The sequence below is a fragment of the Virgibacillus kekensis genome, from assembly GCF_042654125.1.
Lineage (GTDB): Bacteria > Bacillota > Bacilli > Bacillales > Amphibacillaceae > Lentibacillus > Lentibacillus kekensis.
Genome location: NZ_JBHSFU010000007.1, coordinates 76,824 through 94,328 on the forward strand (window position 1 = coordinate 76,824; position 17,505 = coordinate 94,328).

Here is a 17,505-nt window from a genome sequence, read left to right on the forward strand (position 1 = left end):
CTCTACTTTAGATAAATTTCCTGTGCGGCTCGAACACCTGCACCCAACTCGATTTCTTTGCCGATTTTTCGTAATCCTATTTCAACCATACTGACTGTTTCCAAGATGTCCGCAGGGGTGCAATAACCCATATGGCCAATCCGGAATATTTTCTCTTTTAATTGCTTTTGGCCGCCGGCAACGTCCAAGTTGAACTCGCTTTTTATTGTTTTACGTAGCTCCTCCGGGTTAAAGTCGGTTGGACGGATTGCGGTTACAGTTGGCGATGCAAATTCATCTACCGTTAACAGCGGAATATCATGCGCCTTGAAAGCAGCTCGTGTCATATCCCGAAGCAGATGATGCCTGTTAAAAATGTGTTGAAGGTCTTCCTCTTCAATGAGCTTTAGTGCTTCCTCCAGGCCAAACATCAACGTTAATGCCGGGGTGTATGGCACAGCATTTTTCTGCTGGCTATCCCGGTATTTTTGCAAATTCAGATAGAAGCGAGAATTTCCGTTGTTCTCCATAACTTTCCATGCGCGGTCACTTGCAGCAAGAAATGTTAGTCCTGGTGGCAGCATTAAAGCCTTCTGTGAGCCCGTCACAAGCAGGTCGATATTCCATTCATCCATTTTTGTTTCAACCCCACCAATGGAGGAAACACCGTCAACGATAAATAGAGCATCTGAATTATCATGGACTACTTTTGCAAGCTCCTTAATGGGATTAAGGATTCCTGTTGACGTTTCACAGTGGGTGGCAAAAACAGCTTTAATTGATGTGTTTTTCTTAAGATACGCTGCAATATCCTCAGGGTTGACGGCTTCTCCCCATTTAACATCAAAGCGTTGGGTATTGATTTGATAGGCATCACAGATTTTTGCAAAGCGATCACCAAACGCGCCTGTAACAATTACAAGTACATCTTCTCCGGGTTTCACTGTATTGACAACTGCCGCCTCAAGGCCTGCTGTACCGCTGCCTGTAAGAATGACAACTTCCTGGTCCGTACCGAAAACAGGCTTTAACTTTGGGCGAACCTGTGTAAGCAGTTCAGTGGTTTCTTGCGTACGGTGGCCAATCATTGGTTGACTCATCGCTTGTCGAACACTTGGCGGGATAGGGGTTGGTCCGGGAATTCGTAAAATAGGCTGGTCGGTAAACATACTGCATTTCTCCCCTCTGTTTATCTGTCTTTTATGCAAAATTCAAATTGCTTCTCCTGCGTTAACTGGCTGTTCTCGTATGACCGTTCCACGAAATGAACTTGGTTATTCTTATCTATGGTTAAAACCGTGGATGAGCGGGTACCGTAATCGGCCATATTAATGAACAAGGGTGAAAGTTTTCGTTCAAGTTCTTTCCCGACACCGGTATCAGGAAGCATGTTATCTTCAGCTTCCTCGGCGTCTGAAATAATGCGGAACAATTCATCTGGATTGAGTTGCTTATTTTTTTCCAAATAAGTTTGGAGTTGCTGTTTTCCCTTTACAACTTTTGGCCAGGGAGTGTTCAGTAGATGATTACTTAGCCCGTGTGTACCAGCAGGGACATTAGTGATCGTATCGTTTGCATTGCTGTAATGATACAGGGCATCAGCTGATCCGACTATCACGTTAAAGCCTGCATAGTTATTCTTTTTCTCCTGGAGAGACTCCAGAAACTGGAGTGGTGGACCATCTTCGGATAAAAAATCACGGACGATTGAGCCGCGTGACAATTTATCTGCAGTATCTTCACCAGGATTCCGATAGTTGGTCAGGGCGGCAAATTGACCATCTTTCGTAATACCGAGCCATGTGCCGTTTTGTACGAGATCCCGTCCCGCCAATATGTATGGATTGTCCTTCCAGTAATGAGCGGGTGCTGTAGGACGTTGATAGAATTCGTCCCGATTAGCTGCAACAATCAGTTTATAGTTTGGATGATCATTTATTTGAAAATTGATCAGGCACATAGTGTCCGGTCCCCCTTTTTACATCATTATACGGAAAAAATTTGTGATATCAATGAAAAGTGACTGAATATTTCTCAATAACTTTCAGGTGTTTTTTTGAGTCAAATAACTGTTTAGTAGAAAGAAATTATGGTATGATTCTCTTTTGCATATGTTCGTAATAGGTGTCTGTTTGCAGGCTTATTCGGGAATAAACTAGCTTTAAAGCAACAAATAGAAAGAAGGCAATATAAAATGGATGAAAAAAATAGAGAGGCACAGCAACTACCTGCAATTAATAAAGTGCCGTTAATGCTGGTTTTAATCTCAGGCGCATTTGCCGCCATTCTGAATCAAACACTTCTAGCGACAGCACTGCCACATATTATGCAAGATCTGAAACTGGATGCTAATACAGTTCAGTGGCTGCAATCTGTCTTTATGCTGGTTAATGGGATCATGATTCCTATTACCGCTTTTTTAATTCAGCGTTTTACTACCCGTGGGCTGTTTCTCTCAGCGATGGGAATATTCGCACTTGGAACCGCTATTTGTGCGGTGGCACCCAACTTTGCCGTTCTCATGATCGGAAGGATTGCGCAAGCTGGTGGGGCAGGTATCATCATGCCGTTAATGCAGACAATCCTGTTTCTTATTTTTCCTATTGAAAAACGGGGCACGGCAATGGGGATGTTCGGTCTAGTAATTGCTTTTGCTCCGGCCATCGGACCGACTCTGTCAGGCTATCTGGTTGACCACTTTCATTGGAGAAGTTTGTTCTACGTCATCTTGCCAATCGTACTAATTGATATAATTGTAGCCTATTTCCTTCTTAAAAATGTTACGAAGCAGACGTTTCCAAGGGTGGATATACTTTCAATTGTGCTCTCAACTCTTGGGTTTGGTGGACTTCTGTACGGATTTAGTACCGCGGGAGGCAGCGGCTGGACGAGTAATCAGGTTGTCATTTCCATGATTGTCGGGTCGATTGCACTTACATGGTTTATTTTAAGACAGTTGAAATTGGAACAACCGATACTTGAGTTCCGAATATATAAATACTCGATATTTACGCTGACAACGATTCTTGGAATGATTGTGTTTATGGCGATGATTGGTGGGGCGGTTGTTTTGCCGTTATTAATGCAGAACATGCTCGGCTTCACGGCATTTGAATCAGGACTTATGCTTCTTCCGGGTGCAGTTGTGATGGGGCTGATGAACCCAGTGACTGGTCGATTATTCGACAGGTTCGGAGCCCGCTGGCTGGCAATCATCGGTCTATTTATCTTGACGGTGACAACGTTTATGTTCACTAACCTGACAACCGAAACAACCTTTGTTTATCTGACAGTCGTTAATGCAGTTCGGATGCTTGGGGTAGCAATGGTTATGATGCCTGTTACTACAGCAGGACTTAATCAACTGCCACCAGATGTAATTCCGCATGGCACAGCCATGAATAACACGATGCGCCAGATTGCAGGGGCTGTGGGGACAGCACTGCTTGTCACGGTCATGTCCAACAATATTATTCCTGGAGAAGGAATTAGTGGTGAGATACACGGCGTAAATGTTTCGTTTATCGTTGCTGGAGTGATATCACTGATTGGATTTATTCTTGCTTTCTTTGTAAAAAATTCTCGTCCCGGTGTGGACAATTAAAAATAGAATATGCTTAAACAACTCGGGGATTCTGTTCCCGGGTTTTTTTCGAAAAATATTAGTGACTGTTATGGTAATATAATCTGGAAGTACTGGAGATTGAGAGATGAAATGAGGAAGTTACGATGGAATTTTTCACGAATAAGTTGGAGTTATTAGCATGTGACCAGGAAAGGTTCATTCATTATTCCGAGTCATATACGATGGGACCTCATATTGAAAAGTATCTCGAAAAACTGAATGAGGATCCTCTTGAGGAAGGATGGGGCGTATGGTTTATTATTCTTAAGGAAACAAGAGAAGTTGTTGGAGACATCGGCTTTAAAGGAAGTCCTGATCTAAAGGGGAATGTAGAAATCGGTTATGGTGTTTCACCAATGCATCAGGGCAAAGGTTATGCCACTGAGGCGGTTGCAGGAATAATCTACTGGGCTTTTGAAACGGGGGCGGTGAAACAGATTACAGCAGAATGCTTGAATGATAACTTTGCTTCTATTCGAGTCCTTGAGAAAACAGGAATGCAACGAACTTGTTTTGATGGAGATATGCTGTATTGGTCACTGGACGCTGCTGACTGGGCAGACTAAGTCTTGTTCTAATCAGAAAAAAACGAAAACGAAGGTGTTATCGGCAGACGAAATGTCCTAAAGTAAAATAGTGCATGTGGATTTGGAAACAGGGCATATACTATCCTTTCAGGTGAATTATCAGTGGACGATATAGCCCGTCACACCAATGGTTTAACTAAATCTGATTAGGTGTAAAATTTCCCGCAAAAATTTTTATAAAAAAATACAATAAAAGGCTCCCAATTCCTGTGGAAATTTGTTAATATGATGTAGGATTAAATCAACGTAACGAAAGTGAGGGAGAAGACCGATGAAAAATATGTTAACTACTATTGTCTGGATTACAGGCATGTATTGTTTTGGTCATCTTTTATTCAATTTTAATTCGAATGAGCCAATATTAATGTTGGGAGAAAATATGCAGCTTACGCCTAGTTTGCTTACCATGATGGTAGAGTTACTGTTTTCTGTCAGTCTCTTAGTGTACCTCTTTAAATATACTGAAAAAAGCCCGGCGAAGAACTGCCAGCATAGTAAATAAATGGTTTGAAAATAGCCTGCAGTGAGAACTCCTCGCTGCAGGCTTTTATTAATCCTTATTTCTCCCAGACTTCATTTGCCAGGTCAACTACGAATTTCAATTTATTCCACTGTTCCTCCTCGGTCAATTTGTTTCCGTGATGGGTGGATGCAAAACCACACTGCGGACTTAAACATAATTGCTCCAGCGGGACAAACTGAGATGCTTCCCTGATCCGGGTTTTAATTGCTTCCTTATCTTCTAGTTCACCATTCTTGGAAGTAACCAATCCAAGTACGACTTGTGGTCCGTCATTTGGAATATGTTTAAGTGGCTTAAAACTTCCGGAACGCTCATCATCGTATTCAAGGAAAAATCCGTCGACATTTTCATTTGCGAGCAATGTTGGTGCAATAATTGCATAGCTGCCCTCGAAAGCCCATGTAGACTGATAATTCCCACGGCATAAATGGGTAGTAACGATCAGGTCTTCTGGTTTGTTTTCAAGTGAACCGTTTACGACGCGAAGCGCCAAGTCAATAAGTTGTTCGCGTGAATATTTTCCTTCGTTGAATGGAATTTCAGGCGCTGACAGTCCCGCAATATAAACATCATCGAGCTGAAGGTAACGAACACCTGCATCATAAAATGCCTGGATGGCATCCTGATAAGCTTTGATGATATCATTCGCATAGTCTTCAATATCCGGATAAACATCGCTGTTATGAATGCCGGAGTTAAACAGCTGGTTTGGACTTGGAATAGTCTGTTTGGCGATTGCGCGGCCGTCGACGATTTTGTTCAGGTCCACAAAATCCTGTATATGAGGATGATTGGGATTAAAGGAAACTTTGCCGGTATTCCGTACGTCATACTTTTCTGTCTCCGTGCCGATGAATTTATAGCCGTGGTCTGGAATATAACCATCTATTCCATTCAAATGCTCGAGAAAATCAAGGTGGAACCATGTACGACGAAATTCTCCATCACTAACTACTCTAAGGCCTAGTTCAATTTGTTTGTCGACAACACGCTTTATTTCTTCATTTTCAACTTCCCGAAGAGCTGCGGCACTGATGCTTCCATCTTTAAATTGTTTGCGTGCTTTGTGCAACCGGTCAGGTCGCAGCAGGCTCCCCACATGATCGGCTCTGAATGGTGCTTTGGTTAATGTAACTGACATGAAAATTCCCTCTTTCTATTAGTTTTTTGTGTAATTCCGAAGATGGAAGCTCTGACAATAAGCCTGATAAAAAATAAAAAGCCCTCTTCTGAAAAAAGAAGAGGGCAGTAGGTTCCGTAATTGTCGCTCTTCTTATCTTCAAGCTTAATGTTAAGCTTCTGGAATTAGCACAGTATTAAAAAATCTGTTGCTGAGGTTTCGCAGGGCCAGTCCCTCCACCTCTCTGGATAAGAAAGTTATTCAATTTTTTGGTTAATGAATACAATACACGGACGTATTATGAAAGTCAATACAATTTTGAAACTTTTTTGTAAGGTGCCTTCAGCAGGTGTGTTAAAATTATCCTATAAAGCTATGAAGGAGGTCTGGCATGTATTTTGTTTCGATAGATTTTGAAACAGCCAACGAAAAGCGTCACAGTCCCTGTGCAGTCGGTGTTGTTGTTGCTGACCAGACAGGTATTATAGATGAATTTTACAGCCTGATAAATCCCATGATGCATTTTAGCTCATTTAATACACGGATTCACGGTATTCGTGAAGAAGACGTGGAGGATGCACCAACATTCCCGGAAATCTGGCCGAAACTTAAAGACTACTTATCCCGTAAAATAGTTGTCGCACATAATGCAAGTTTTGATATGAGTGTGATTCGGAATACATTGGATTATTTCAACATTTCCTATCCAGAAATGGAGTACCTTTGCACGGTTAATATTTCAAAGCAGGTATGGCCGGACCTGATGAACCATAAACTTAATACCGTTGCAAATCATCATGGGATTCCCTTTGAGCACCACCACGCACTTGAGGATGCGCGGGTGGCGGCTAAAATATTATTAAAAGCATTTGAGACATACGATACAGGTGATATGGATATATTTTTAAAGAAGTGTCGTATGTCAAAGGGTAGGGTATATGACCGTGGTTATGTGCCGCCAAAAGTTAAGCGGACCAGGCAGAGCAGGAAGCTTTATTTCAGATAAAGCGGAGAAGGTTTTTAAAATGTGAAGGAGTTGATGTCAAATGAAAATACTTGTTGTAGGCGCGTCTGGAACGATAGGTAAAGAGATTGTCAGTGCACTAGAAGGTGACAATGAAATTATCCAGGCAGGGCGTAATGGTGCTGATGTGTCAGTGGATATTACGTCGCCTGACAGCATACGGGAAATGTATGCAGAAATCGGCAAAGTGGATGCAGTCATCAATGCTTCGGGAAAAGCCAATTTTTCTGCTGTTTCCGAGCTGACACCTGAAGTTAACGAAAAAGGAATTCAAAGTAAACTAAAAGGACAGATTAATCTGGTACTGCTTGGCATGGAACATGTTAATGACAACGGCAGTTTTACGCTGACTACCGGGGTAATGATGGATGATCCGATACCGATGGGTGCGTCTGCTGCAATGGCTAATGGTGGGGTGAAAGCTTTTGTTAAAGCAGCCTCGATCGAAATGCCGCGGGGGATTCGTATCAACAGTGTGAGCCCGAATATCGTGCAGGAATCATGGGATCGGCTTGGTGATTTTTTTGCAGGATTTGAACCTGTCCCGGCAAGCCGTGTTGCCCGTGCATTTGTGAAGAGTGTAAATGGTAAGCAAACCGGAAACAATTACGAAGTGTACTAGGAGGAACGGAATGTGGCGGAGCTGAAATTTGAAATTATTAAAACAATGGCTGTACTTAGTGAATCGCCAAAAGGATGGACCAAGGAACTGAATCTGATCAGCTGGAATGGCCGGGATCCTAAATATGACATCAGAGACTGGGCACCCGACAAAGAAAAGATGGGGAAAGGTGTCACTCTGACAAAAGAGGATTTAAGTAACTTAAAGGAAGCTCTTGCTGATCAGGATGAAATTTAGGGAGCTGACGGGGAACCGGAAGAATAGTTTTTCGTGTCTGGATGAACCAAGGCTTTTACCTATAAACTGGTGAAAGCCAGTTTCTCCGATAATAATGTACAAGCGTATCTGTCAGTAAAGAATACATATTTAAGCAGAAGGAAATGGAGGACCAGGATTGAACAAAAAGCGTTGGATTGCACTTAGTATCGCAGCAGTTTTATTTGTAGTATCAATTGGATTTCAGGCGATAACAAGCATTGTTACAGCTGACTTCCAGGCAATGTTTCAATTACCGAATACATCCAAGAAGTTTGAGGAAACAGTTATGGAACAGGGTTCAGGCAATAAGATTGTTGTTCTGGAGCTAGATGGAGTCATCCAGAACACAAACACAGCATCAATCCTGAACACCGGCGGATATAACCATGAAAGGTTCCTTGAGATGCTTGAGACTGCAGGCGAGGACCAAACGATTGATGGAATTGTCATACGGGTTAACACTCCAGGTGGGGGTGTTGTGGAAAGTGATGAAATCCACGATAAAATAGTGGAAATCAAGAAAGAACATGATAAGCCGGTATATGTATCGATGGGTAATACGGCTGCATCGGGCGGGTATTATATTTCAGCCCCTGCTGATAAAATTGTCGCACATCCGGCAACACTTACAGGCTCAATCGGTGTAATTATGCAGAGTCTGAATTATTCGGAACTGGCTGATAAAGTCGGTGTGAAGTTCAACACGATAAAAAGCGGTGAGTATAAAGATATTATGTCACCAGCACGTGAGATGACCGAAGAAGAACGGGAGATTCTGCAGACAATGATCAAGGATTTGTATGCAGACTTCGTTCAGGTGATTGTCGAAGGCAGGGGTATAAATGAAGCTAAAGTCCGCGAACTTGGGGACGGCAGAGTTTATACCGGTGAACAGGCAAAAAACAATGGGCTCGTCGATGCACTTGGAACAATGGACGACACAATTGCCATGATGGCAGAAGACTTTAATTGGGATAACCCGAAAGTCGTTGAATACAAGAATGGGCTGGGAATCAACGAATTTCTGGGTGGAACTGTACAAAGTATGTTCAAGGGACAGACAGATTTACTTGGGATTAAAGAGTTGTTCCGGGAATCGAATGGCCCACGAGCAATGTATCTATACTCGGAATAAGGGGGGGCCGTTATGAGTGAAAATGTGGAGCACATACATGAAGTTAGAGAAGAGCCCCGTTATGCGGGTTTCTGGATGCGGTTTTGGGCATATCTTGCCGATTTAATTATTGTCTTCAGCATAAACGGCATCCTGCTTAGCCCGTTAAAGTTTATTGACAACGGAGCAGCTGTTGATATTGGATTCTGGACGTTGGCAGGGATTTTCAGCGCGATAATTTTTTATGTTTATTTTTTGCTGATGACCCGATTTTTCGAACAGACATTGGGGAAAATGATTTTTGGTCTGCGTGTTATCCGGGAGGATTTTCAACAGCTTAGATGGAGTGATCTTCTTTTCCGCGAGGTTGTCGGCAGGTTTTTTCATCGTGTATTTTTCTTTACTGGCCTGTTGTATTTATTTGTTGCCTTCAGCAGGGAAAAGCAGGGAATCCATGATATGATCGGTAATACTCGGGTTGTAATAGAGCGTTAACAGACTGAACTATAAAAGGCGTCTGGATCATTTGGTCCAGGCGTTTTTATGGTTAGATATCCGAGGGCTTGAAAGAAAAGCAAAATAAGCTTTTAGAATGACTTTTATGTTTTTCTAAACGATTTTTGTCGGTTAAAAACACTCCTTCTTACACTTGCACATTATATTTTACTGAATTAAACTAAAAGAAAGAATATTCAGCACACAAGTCATCAAAATAATTTGAGGAGTGGGTGTATGAACACAGAAGCAAATATACAGGAGGATCTTCACAGAATGTTGGAGAGGGCCAGGCGAAACACGCTTGGGGATCTTTTGGCCCGTACAAGGGACCGGATGCCGGAAAAATTTGCGGTTAATTATGACGGTCAGCGATTGAGTTATGCGGAACTGGACAACCTTGTTAACCAGACGGCACATGCATTCTTGGCAGATGGAATGAAAAAAGGCGATATGATTACAGTCATGTCTAAAAACAGCCTTGACTTTGTTGTGGTTAATTTTGCTTTGGCAAGAATTGGGGCGGTTATGATTCCAATTAACTACATGCTGTCCGTGGAGGATATTCAGTACATTCTTGAACATGCAGAGGTAAGAGGGTTTATCGCCTCAGAGGAATATGCGCCGACCCTGGACAAATCGGTTGGTAGACTAGAAATCAAATTCCGATATCTGATGGATGCATTGGGTACATATGATGGAGACCTAGCTTCGTGGACACCACTTTCGGTTGCGCGAGATGGAAAGCCAACTGATTTTGTCGATGCTGAACTCAGTGACGATGACCTTGCACATGTGTTGTATACAAGTGGGACAGAATCTCGCCCTAAAGGGGTAATGCTGACGCATAAGAGTCTGATTAGTGAGTATGTCAGCTGTATTGTTGATGGAAAGATGGCAGCAGAGGATGTAGCGATTCATGCATTGCCGCTTTATCACAGTGCACAGCTGCACGTTTTTCTTGGTCCGAGTATTTATGTTGGGTCAAGTGGGATTATTCTCGGTGCAGCGAGCCCGGAAATTATTTTAAAAACAATCGAAGAAGAAGGTGCGACCCAATTATTTGCTCCACCGACAGTATGGATTGCTCTGTTGCGTCACCCGGATTTTGATAAGCGTAATCTTTCCACACTCGAAAAATGCTATTATGGTGCTGCCATCATGCCACGGGAAATACTGAAGGAACTAGCCGAACGACTGCCGAATGCAAAGTTTTGGAACTTCTACGGACAGACCGAGGTTGCTCCACTGGCAACTGCTCTGCAGCCTGAAGACCAGCTGCGAAAACTTGGATCAGCGGGTGTTGCGACGTTAAATGTACAGACAAAGATTGTAGATGGAAATGATGAGGAAGTACCACGAGGTGAAATGGGAGAGATTGTGCACCGGACACCGCATACAATGAAAGGTTACCTTCATGATCCCGACAAGACTGCGGAAGCGTTCCGTGGCGGCTGGTTCCATAGCGGTGATCTTGGTGTAATGGATGAAGAAGGGTACATTACAATTGTTGATCGAAAGAAAGATATGATTAACACTGGCGGGGTGAATGTCTCAAGCCGAGAAGTCGAGGAAACGATATACCAGATGGACGGTGTATCTGAAGTGGCTGTGATAAGCATCCCAGATGCATACTGGATTGAAGCGGTTACCGCAATTATTGTACCGAAAGAAGGTGCGACCCTTCAAAAAGAAGATGTTGTAGAGTTTTGCCGGGAGCGGCTGTCCAAATTTAAAGTTCCAAAATACGTTGACTTCGCTGAAGAACTGCCAAAAAATCCAAGTGGTAAGGTTTTGAAACGATCTTTACGTGATCAGTATGAGGAGTTGGGAGAGCAATAACCGTCTGCATTAATTTCTGTTGGTTAGACGGAACATGAAAATTCCGGGAAATTTTTAAAAATCGTCAGAAAGTCCGTGCAGTCTTCGTTGTTAACTGTGAAGAAAATGATTGAAAGTTAAATCGCGAAACAATCACAGCAATATTCGAAATTTTATGATAAAATCGCGAAACTTGAAAAGTCTCCAGGCTCCAGGTTTGTTCCGAATAAAAATACCATTTCCAGAAAAACTACTTACTGGAGGTGTTGCTTAATGCGAAATAAAAAAGAAAATCAGAGCAAGCATCGGCCAGGTACTAGCGTGAACCCACAGGGCCTGGATGAAGATACCGCGGACCAGCGGCCAAAGTCACAGCTTGAACAGCGCGCCAAAAAGAAAAACACGAAAATCTGAGGGTGGTCAACATCGATAATACATTGAACTATTTGCGGGAATCACTGGCGAATTACAGTGACCAGGAGATGTGCAATCAAATAGTCCGAAAGATAGAAATGGGTAAATATACTGATGAGAATCAGTTTGCTAAAGATTTGAGTGAAGAGGAGATTGCATACCTGAATTCTATTTTAGAAAATGAGCTGGACTATGCACGGAATGCTGCGGACGATGTCCGTGTCAAAGAACTGACCGAGATGTATGAACAGTTGCTTTGAAAACGGTTTCAATTTGGGATAAATTTACTATTGCTTTCCTGATCGATAGGCTGTAATATATATTTATAAGCTGCAATGTTCGTATTAAATTAAGTTTTAACCTCTAACATATGAATAGGGAGTTTTACATTGAAACTCTAATGTCGTGCCTCCATTGTGTGGAAGACAGGAAGGTTTCTGCAAACACCCACTTTGCGAAGTGGTGGTTTAAAACTTTTTATCTAAGTACGGCAATTGTGGCTCTAATAATTGATAATCAGAACCAGTTTCCAGTTGGAAGCTGGTTTTTTTGAATTCATTTTTTATGAATACGGGAAACGGTATAATACTTTCGTAGTATCCAAATAGCCAATTAAGCGAATTGGCATTTGTCGGATCCTTTGCGAAAATAAATATGTAAACCTTTTATAGGTTTAGACCCGAATTGGTCAGTGAAGTTTTCATTAGACTAGTTCGGGTCTTTTAAATTTTTAAAAAATTTGGCATTTATAAAGCATTTCTTATAAAATAAAAGTAAATAATTCTAATTAATTGGGGGGACCAATGGCATATACTAAACGTATTAAGACAAGAGAATATCATGCAAAGTTTTTTATGGCCACAGTATCCATTCTCGGATTAGGCCTTATAATCAGCCAGATGTCCAATTTGCAGGTACCGCACAGTCCAATCATTCTCATTTTATTCACCGTATTTCTTGGGGTTAGCGAATATTATCCGATCCCAGTCTGGAAGGGTAATACGGCTATAAACTTTCCAATTTTATTCACCCTTTACCTTGTATCTGGCCTGGATTATACAGTAGTGATATATGCGGGAGTAGTATTGCTTGTCAACCTACTCAGTAGACGCCCTATTCGGATTCTCTTTTTTAATCCTGCTCAATTGACTCTTAGCTTTTTCCTTGCCGTTAAACTGGCTGATACAGTTGGTTTGGGATTTGTAGCCAGTTCACCGATTATGGAAAACTTCTTAGAATACAGCACCGTTCTACTATTCTTTCATCTGATCAATAATCTGCTTGTTGATATGGTTTTATGGTTACGCCCACAGGTATATTCGTTCCGATCATGGAAACACAAAACATTGTCCGAACTATCCAGTCTGCTCATTTCGTTGAGTTATGGATTCATGCTCTTTTTGTTAGGGAGCCAAAATCGGGAGATAGATTTCTTTTCATTTTTCTTCTTTTTTTCTCCGCTGGTTGGTCTTTCTCTGTTAAGTGGGGTCATTTTCCGGCTTCGAAAAGAAGAGAGTAGACTGAAAGCATTGTTTTCCATCACTTCCGAGTTGAATTCCATGGTTCCTACGGATGATTGGCTTGATAGTCTGAAGCCAAGTTTTCAAACTTTTATTGCAGTGGATGCTTCCATATTATGGATGAAGGAGGGGGATTCCTGGATCCCTCGATTTGAGCAGGGGAATGTAGTGAGTAATTCAACGCTTAATAAAGAAAAGTTCTTTTTACTTGAGGGTATGCGGGAACCGGCTGTATATGATAACCGCCAGCAGGATCCCGGGATTGCTTCCAACAGTTTTGAGGACGGTATAAAATCGTTCATTTACACACCAGTAATTCACAAGAGTGAAATGTTTGGGGTTCTCGTTATCGGCAGAAGTCGTACAAAAAGTTTTACTGATGACGATGTAGATTCGATTACCTCTTTTGCTAACCAGCTGGCAATCGCCATGAAAACCCGCACCCTGATAAAAGAGCAGGAAAAGCGGGTGGTTTTGGAGGAAAGGAATCGGATTGCCCGTGAAATTCATGATGGCGTTGCCCAGTCTCTTGCAGGGGCAATTATGAGTCTGGAAACGGCTGAACGTAAATTTGCAGAAAAACCAGCTGAAACATTGTCCATAGTTTCAGGTAGTATAACGAAGCTGCGTACTAGTTTGAAAGAAATCAGGGAATCCATTTATGCTTTAAAACCTTATCCTACAGAACGAATTGGTCTGATTCCCGCAATCTCAGGGAAAATAGGAGAAATTAACAGAAATATTGGGCTGGAAATCAATTTTGAGGTTAGAGGCACCGAAGACCAGTTGAGTTCAATGACCGAAAAAATTCTGTTTGATGTTTTCCAGGAAAGTATGGCAAACAGTATAAAACATAGTAAGACGAAGAAAGTAGACGTTCTGCTAAGCTATCAATCACAACAAATTCTCCTTCGCGTAAAGGATTACGGAATAGGTTTTTCATTGTATGAGGAAATGATTAAAGCAGAAAACACTTCGCACTTCGGCATTTTAAATATGAATGATTCAGTCGAAAAAGTGAATGGGTCACTACAGATTGACAGTAGCAGAAAATCTGGTACTGAAGTTTCAGTTATTATTCCTCGTATGGGGCTGGAAGGAGGGAAAAAGATTGATAAAAGTTATGCTGGTAGATGATCATGCTGTTCTGCGGGACGGTTTGAAAAATATTATTGATTTGGAAAAAGATATTGAAGTAGTGGGAGAGGCGGTTTCGGGAGAGGGAGCTCTTGTGAAGGCAAGGGAAACAAACCCGGATATTATTTTAATGGATATAAATTTGCCAGGGGAAAGCGGGATTGAAGTGACCCGGTCTATAAAAAGTGAGTATCCACATATGAAAATATGTGTTCTTACAATGTACAGTCATGATGAATATTTTATGGCTGCCATACGTGAGGGAGCTGATGGTTATTTATTAAAGGATTCACCGTCAGAACAAGTTATTGAGGCAGTAAGGACAATAGCTGGTGGTGAATCAGTGATTCATCCTTCCATGACTAAAAAACTGCTGACATTTCATCAGCAGAATAATGAGCTTGAGGAGGCTTCAAACGAACTCAGTGAACGTGAGAAAGAGGTTCTTATGTGTCTACTCGAGGGCCTCAGCAATAAGGAGATTGCAGGCAAGCTGTTTATAAGTGATAAGACAGTAAAAATCCATGTTAGTAAAATATTTAAAAAGTTTAATGTCAAAAGCAGATCACAGGTTATTATTCATGCAGTCCAAAACCAACTTGTTCCCTTATCTCATATTCGTAAAGATAACTAATTACCCGAAAAAAACCTAATTGAAACTACAACTTTGGTACAATTTTAAATAGTTCTCATTTCACCTTCTTTATAACCTTTGCCTAATAGTAATCATACCTTCTCTGAATATATAATTAGATGAAGATTCTATTTAATAAGGAGGAGAAGTGTGTGAAGAAATTAATAACATTTTTATCGATCACCGGATTATTGCTTTCATTGCTGTTTAGTGGCGGCACGAAAACGGATGCTACTGAGCGGGTCACTATTGGACCGAAATTGCTAGAAGCAATAGACTCGGGAGTAACGGAGCATCAAGTTATAATAACCTTCCATGGCGATGAGAAACCCACCGCAGAGAATTTAAACCTCCTCAAAGCTATCGGGATTAATCAAGGTCTAACCCTTAAGTCATTACCAATGGTAGCTGCAATCGCCACTTCTGATCAGATAGAAACACTCAAACAGGAAGATACAGTCCGCTCTGTATTTCTTAATCGAAAGCTGGAATACTTTAATGCGGATTCCACATCCCTGACAGGTGTCGATAAGGTCCGTACAGATGAACAGATGCAAAAAATGAACGAAGGATTTCCGTTGAGTGGCGAGGGAATTGGAGTCGTCGTCAATGACAGTGGAGTAGATGGAACACATCAGGATATTGAATTCGGGGACCACCTTGTGCAGAATGTGATGGCAAGTGCCAATCTAAGTAGTCTTGCACCGGGATTACTGCCAATTACGTATGCTGAAAATGTTGCAAACACGGATACTAACTCTGGGCATGGTACACATGTTGCTGGAACAGTTGGAGGAACAGGAGAGATGTCCAGTGGTAAATATGAAGGTGTCGCGCCGGGGGCCGATCTAATTGGATATGGATCAGGTGCTGCTTTATTTATCCTGGATGCGGTTGGTGGGTTTGACTATGCAATCACTCACCAAGCCGAGTACGATATCCGTGTAATCACTAACTCCTGGGGAAGCTCAGGTGGGTTTAGTCCCGACGATCCAGTAAATATTGCCAGTAAAAAGGCGTATGACCGTGGTATAACAGTGCTATTCGCTGCTGGAAACTCAGGACCTGCCGAGAATACACATAATCCGTATGCGAAAGCACCGTGGGTCATTTCTGTTGCTGCTGGAACGAAAGCTGGTACCCTGGCAGATTTTTCATCCCGTGGTACAAAGGGAGCAGGTGGAACGTTTGAAATGAATGGTAAAACGTGGACATGGACAGATGAGCCTTCAGTTACAGCACCAGGTGTCGATATCATTTCCACCCGTACACTCGCTCCTACATCATCGCTGGCTCCTGATAAGGATGCTGAACTGATTGAAACAGCATACCTGCCGTACTATACAACAATGAGCGGCACTTCCATGGCAACTCCGCATGTTGCTGGTATCGTCGCCCTAATGCTTGAGGCTAATCCTCAACTGTCACCCTCGCAGGTGAAAAATATTCTCCAACAGACGGCAACAAACATGCCAGGATATGAAACATGGGAGGTTGGCGCTGGATATGTCAATGCCTATGCCGCAGTAGATATGGCATTTAATACAACTACGGAGTACGGAACCACATTGAACATGAACCAGTCATTTAACAGTAACGTAGAAACTTCAACTACAGTGGAAGATTTTACTGTTGATTATAATCCGGTAACTGCAATATCCGATAACCAGTATACCTTTGAAGTGGAAGAGGGAGTAAACAGTCTGGTCGCCCAAGTAAATGCAGGTGGATTAATGGAAGCGACAGGTAACCCTATTAACCTTATACTGATTGCCCCGGACGGAACTGAATACAGTTCGGGAATAAATGTTTTATTCTCGCTCTATTTTGACCGGACGGTATCGGTAAACAGCCCTTTGCCTGGAACATGGAAGGCCGAACTTCGGGGTCTTCGGGGTGCTGAAGAAAATCCGCTTGGCACAGCTTTACCCGAGACAGTGCAAGGTACATTGGCATTTTCAAAGGTCACCGGGTTTACCGGGATGGATGATATAGCTCGTCATCCAGCAGCGGATGCTATTAAAATGGGGGTAAAAGAACGGCTTTTCGACGGTTATGAAAATGGCAAATTCAAGCCGGATAATCCGCTGAAAAAGGGAGAGCTGGCACAATACCTTGTAATGGGAGCTGCTATACGTCAAGCAAGTGATGAATCAGAGCTTTCCCCGTATGTTGAGGCAGTTCTGCAGCAGGGTGCTGCTCTCAAAGATGGACAGCAAATACAGGATGGTGTCATGCTGACAAATGATGGAGAATTTGAGACAACCAGCAATGTTACCAGAGCAGAGCTTTCATACTCTTTGGTCCAGAGTCTCGGTCTCCAGGAAGAAGCGCAGGATTTTTCAGGCGATGTAACCGTCGAGTATAACGGTGAAAGAGTTCCGATTGAGGATTCCTCCGATATACCAGAAAAACTCCGAGGGTATGTACAATTGGCACTGGATTTAAATATCCTGAATGCTAAATTTGATGCAACCCAGGGTCCATATGACCTGGAACCTACAGTTACCGCAACTTTTTCTCCAAATAAAACCGTAACGAGAGGCGACTTTGCGGTAGCAATGACCCGTTATTATAATGCTTTTTTTAACTAAGTTAAATCCTCTGGGCAAATTGTCCAGAGGGTTTTTTA

Annotated in this window: 16 protein-coding genes, 1 other RNA gene and 1 riboswitch; of the genes, 14 read left to right on the top strand and 3 right to left on the bottom strand. The window is 42.2% G+C overall.

What is annotated here, in order from left to right:
• Nucleotides 1–2: 2 nt before the first annotated feature.
• Both ACFO3D_RS12725 and ACFO3D_RS12730 read right to left on the bottom strand, forming a co-directional pair.
• Nucleotides 3–1,148, bottom strand: a complete 1,146-nt coding sequence (locus ACFO3D_RS12725; protein ID WP_390296526.1) for a pyridoxal-phosphate-dependent aminotransferase family protein — start codon at nucleotides 1,146–1,148, stop codon at nucleotides 3–5.
• Between the two features lie 20 nt (nucleotides 1,149–1,168).
• Entirely contained in the window at nucleotides 1,169–1,939 is a 771-nt protein-coding gene (locus ACFO3D_RS12730) for an NRDE family protein (protein ID WP_390296528.1), read from the bottom strand.
• 234 nt (nucleotides 1,940–2,173) lie between these two features.
• Between ACFO3D_RS12730 and ACFO3D_RS12735 the strand changes: the two genes are divergently transcribed.
• Nucleotides 2,174–3,583: a DHA2 family efflux MFS transporter permease subunit gene (locus ACFO3D_RS12735; RefSeq protein ID WP_390296530.1), complete on the top strand. Its 1,410-nt coding sequence runs from the start codon at nucleotides 2,174–2,176 to the stop codon at nucleotides 3,581–3,583.
• A 125-nt stretch (nucleotides 3,584–3,708) separates the two neighbouring features.
• Nucleotides 3,709–4,170, top strand: a complete 462-nt coding sequence (locus tag ACFO3D_RS12740; RefSeq protein ID WP_390296532.1) for a GNAT family N-acetyltransferase — start codon at nucleotides 3,709–3,711, stop codon at nucleotides 4,168–4,170.
• Between the two features lie 578 nt (nucleotides 4,171–4,748).
• On the opposite strand, the gene ACFO3D_RS12745 is transcribed toward ACFO3D_RS12740, so the two are convergent.
• Nucleotides 4,749–5,855: a 5-methyltetrahydropteroyltriglutamate--homocysteine S-methyltransferase gene (locus ACFO3D_RS12745; protein ID WP_390296534.1), complete on the bottom strand. Its 1,107-nt coding sequence runs from the start codon at nucleotides 5,853–5,855 to the stop codon at nucleotides 4,749–4,751.
• Between the two features lie 129 nt (nucleotides 5,856–5,984).
• Nucleotides 5,985–6,089: riboswitch (SAM riboswitch) on the bottom strand.
• A 136-nt stretch (nucleotides 6,090–6,225) separates the two neighbouring features.
• Here ACFO3D_RS12745 and ACFO3D_RS12750 point away from each other — a divergent pair.
• The 12 genes from ACFO3D_RS12750 to ACFO3D_RS12805 all read left to right on the top strand — a co-directional run bounded on the left by ACFO3D_RS12750 (nucleotide 6,226) and on the right by ACFO3D_RS12805 (nucleotide 17,467).
• A complete protein-coding gene (locus ACFO3D_RS12750; protein WP_390296536.1) occupies nucleotides 6,226–6,840 on the top strand; it encodes a 3'-5' exonuclease in 615 nt (204 codons plus the stop codon).
• 40 nt (nucleotides 6,841–6,880) lie between these two features.
• On the top strand, nucleotides 6,881–7,480 hold the full coding sequence (locus ACFO3D_RS12755) for a short chain dehydrogenase (protein ID WP_390296538.1): 600 nt from the start codon (nucleotides 6,881–6,883) through the stop codon (nucleotides 7,478–7,480).
• A gap of 12 nt (nucleotides 7,481–7,492) precedes the next feature.
• Nucleotides 7,493–7,717: a YdbC family protein gene (locus tag ACFO3D_RS12760; protein ID WP_390296540.1), complete on the top strand. Its 225-nt coding sequence runs from the start codon at nucleotides 7,493–7,495 to the stop codon at nucleotides 7,715–7,717.
• A gap of 157 nt (nucleotides 7,718–7,874) precedes the next feature.
• Complete coding sequence (gene sppA, locus ACFO3D_RS12765; protein ID WP_390296542.1) at nucleotides 7,875–8,873, top strand: signal peptide peptidase SppA; 999 nt, start codon at nucleotides 7,875–7,877, stop codon at nucleotides 8,871–8,873.
• A 12-nt stretch (nucleotides 8,874–8,885) separates the two neighbouring features.
• On the top strand, nucleotides 8,886–9,347 hold the full coding sequence (locus tag ACFO3D_RS12770) for an RDD family protein (RefSeq protein WP_390296544.1): 462 nt from the start codon (nucleotides 8,886–8,888) through the stop codon (nucleotides 9,345–9,347).
• A 237-nt stretch (nucleotides 9,348–9,584) separates the two neighbouring features.
• Nucleotides 9,585–11,189 carry an acyl-CoA synthetase gene (locus ACFO3D_RS12775; RefSeq protein WP_390296546.1) on the top strand — a complete coding sequence of 535 codons (1,605 nt, stop codon included), beginning with the start codon at nucleotides 9,585–9,587 and terminating at the stop codon, nucleotides 11,187–11,189.
• Nucleotides 11,190–11,441: 252 nt separating this feature from the next.
• Nucleotides 11,442–11,582, top strand: coding sequence for a small, acid-soluble spore protein L (sspL, locus tag ACFO3D_RS12780; protein ID WP_390296548.1), 141 nt, complete (start codon nucleotides 11,442–11,444; stop codon nucleotides 11,580–11,582).
• Nucleotides 11,583–11,584: 2 nt separating this feature from the next.
• Nucleotides 11,585–11,842, top strand: coding sequence for a sporulation protein (locus ACFO3D_RS12785; protein WP_390296550.1), 258 nt, complete (start codon nucleotides 11,585–11,587; stop codon nucleotides 11,840–11,842).
• Between the two features lie 64 nt (nucleotides 11,843–11,906).
• A non-coding RNA gene (gene ssrS, locus ACFO3D_RS12790) (6S RNA) lies at nucleotides 11,907–12,089 on the top strand.
• Between the two features lie 296 nt (nucleotides 12,090–12,385).
• The gene (locus tag ACFO3D_RS12795; protein ID WP_390296552.1) at nucleotides 12,386–14,239 is read left to right on the top strand and encodes a GAF domain-containing sensor histidine kinase; all 1,854 of its coding nucleotides are present in this window, start codon (nucleotides 12,386–12,388) and stop codon (nucleotides 14,237–14,239) included.
• Complete coding sequence (locus ACFO3D_RS12800; RefSeq protein ID WP_390296553.1) at nucleotides 14,214–14,873, top strand: response regulator; 660 nt, start codon at nucleotides 14,214–14,216, stop codon at nucleotides 14,871–14,873. The genes ACFO3D_RS12795 and ACFO3D_RS12800 overlap by 26 nt, the downstream gene beginning before the upstream one ends.
• A 152-nt stretch (nucleotides 14,874–15,025) precedes the next feature.
• Complete coding sequence (locus ACFO3D_RS12805) at nucleotides 15,026–17,467, top strand: S8 family serine peptidase (protein WP_390296555.1); 2,442 nt, start codon at nucleotides 15,026–15,028, stop codon at nucleotides 17,465–17,467.
• Nucleotides 17,468–17,505: the final 38 nt, after the last annotated feature.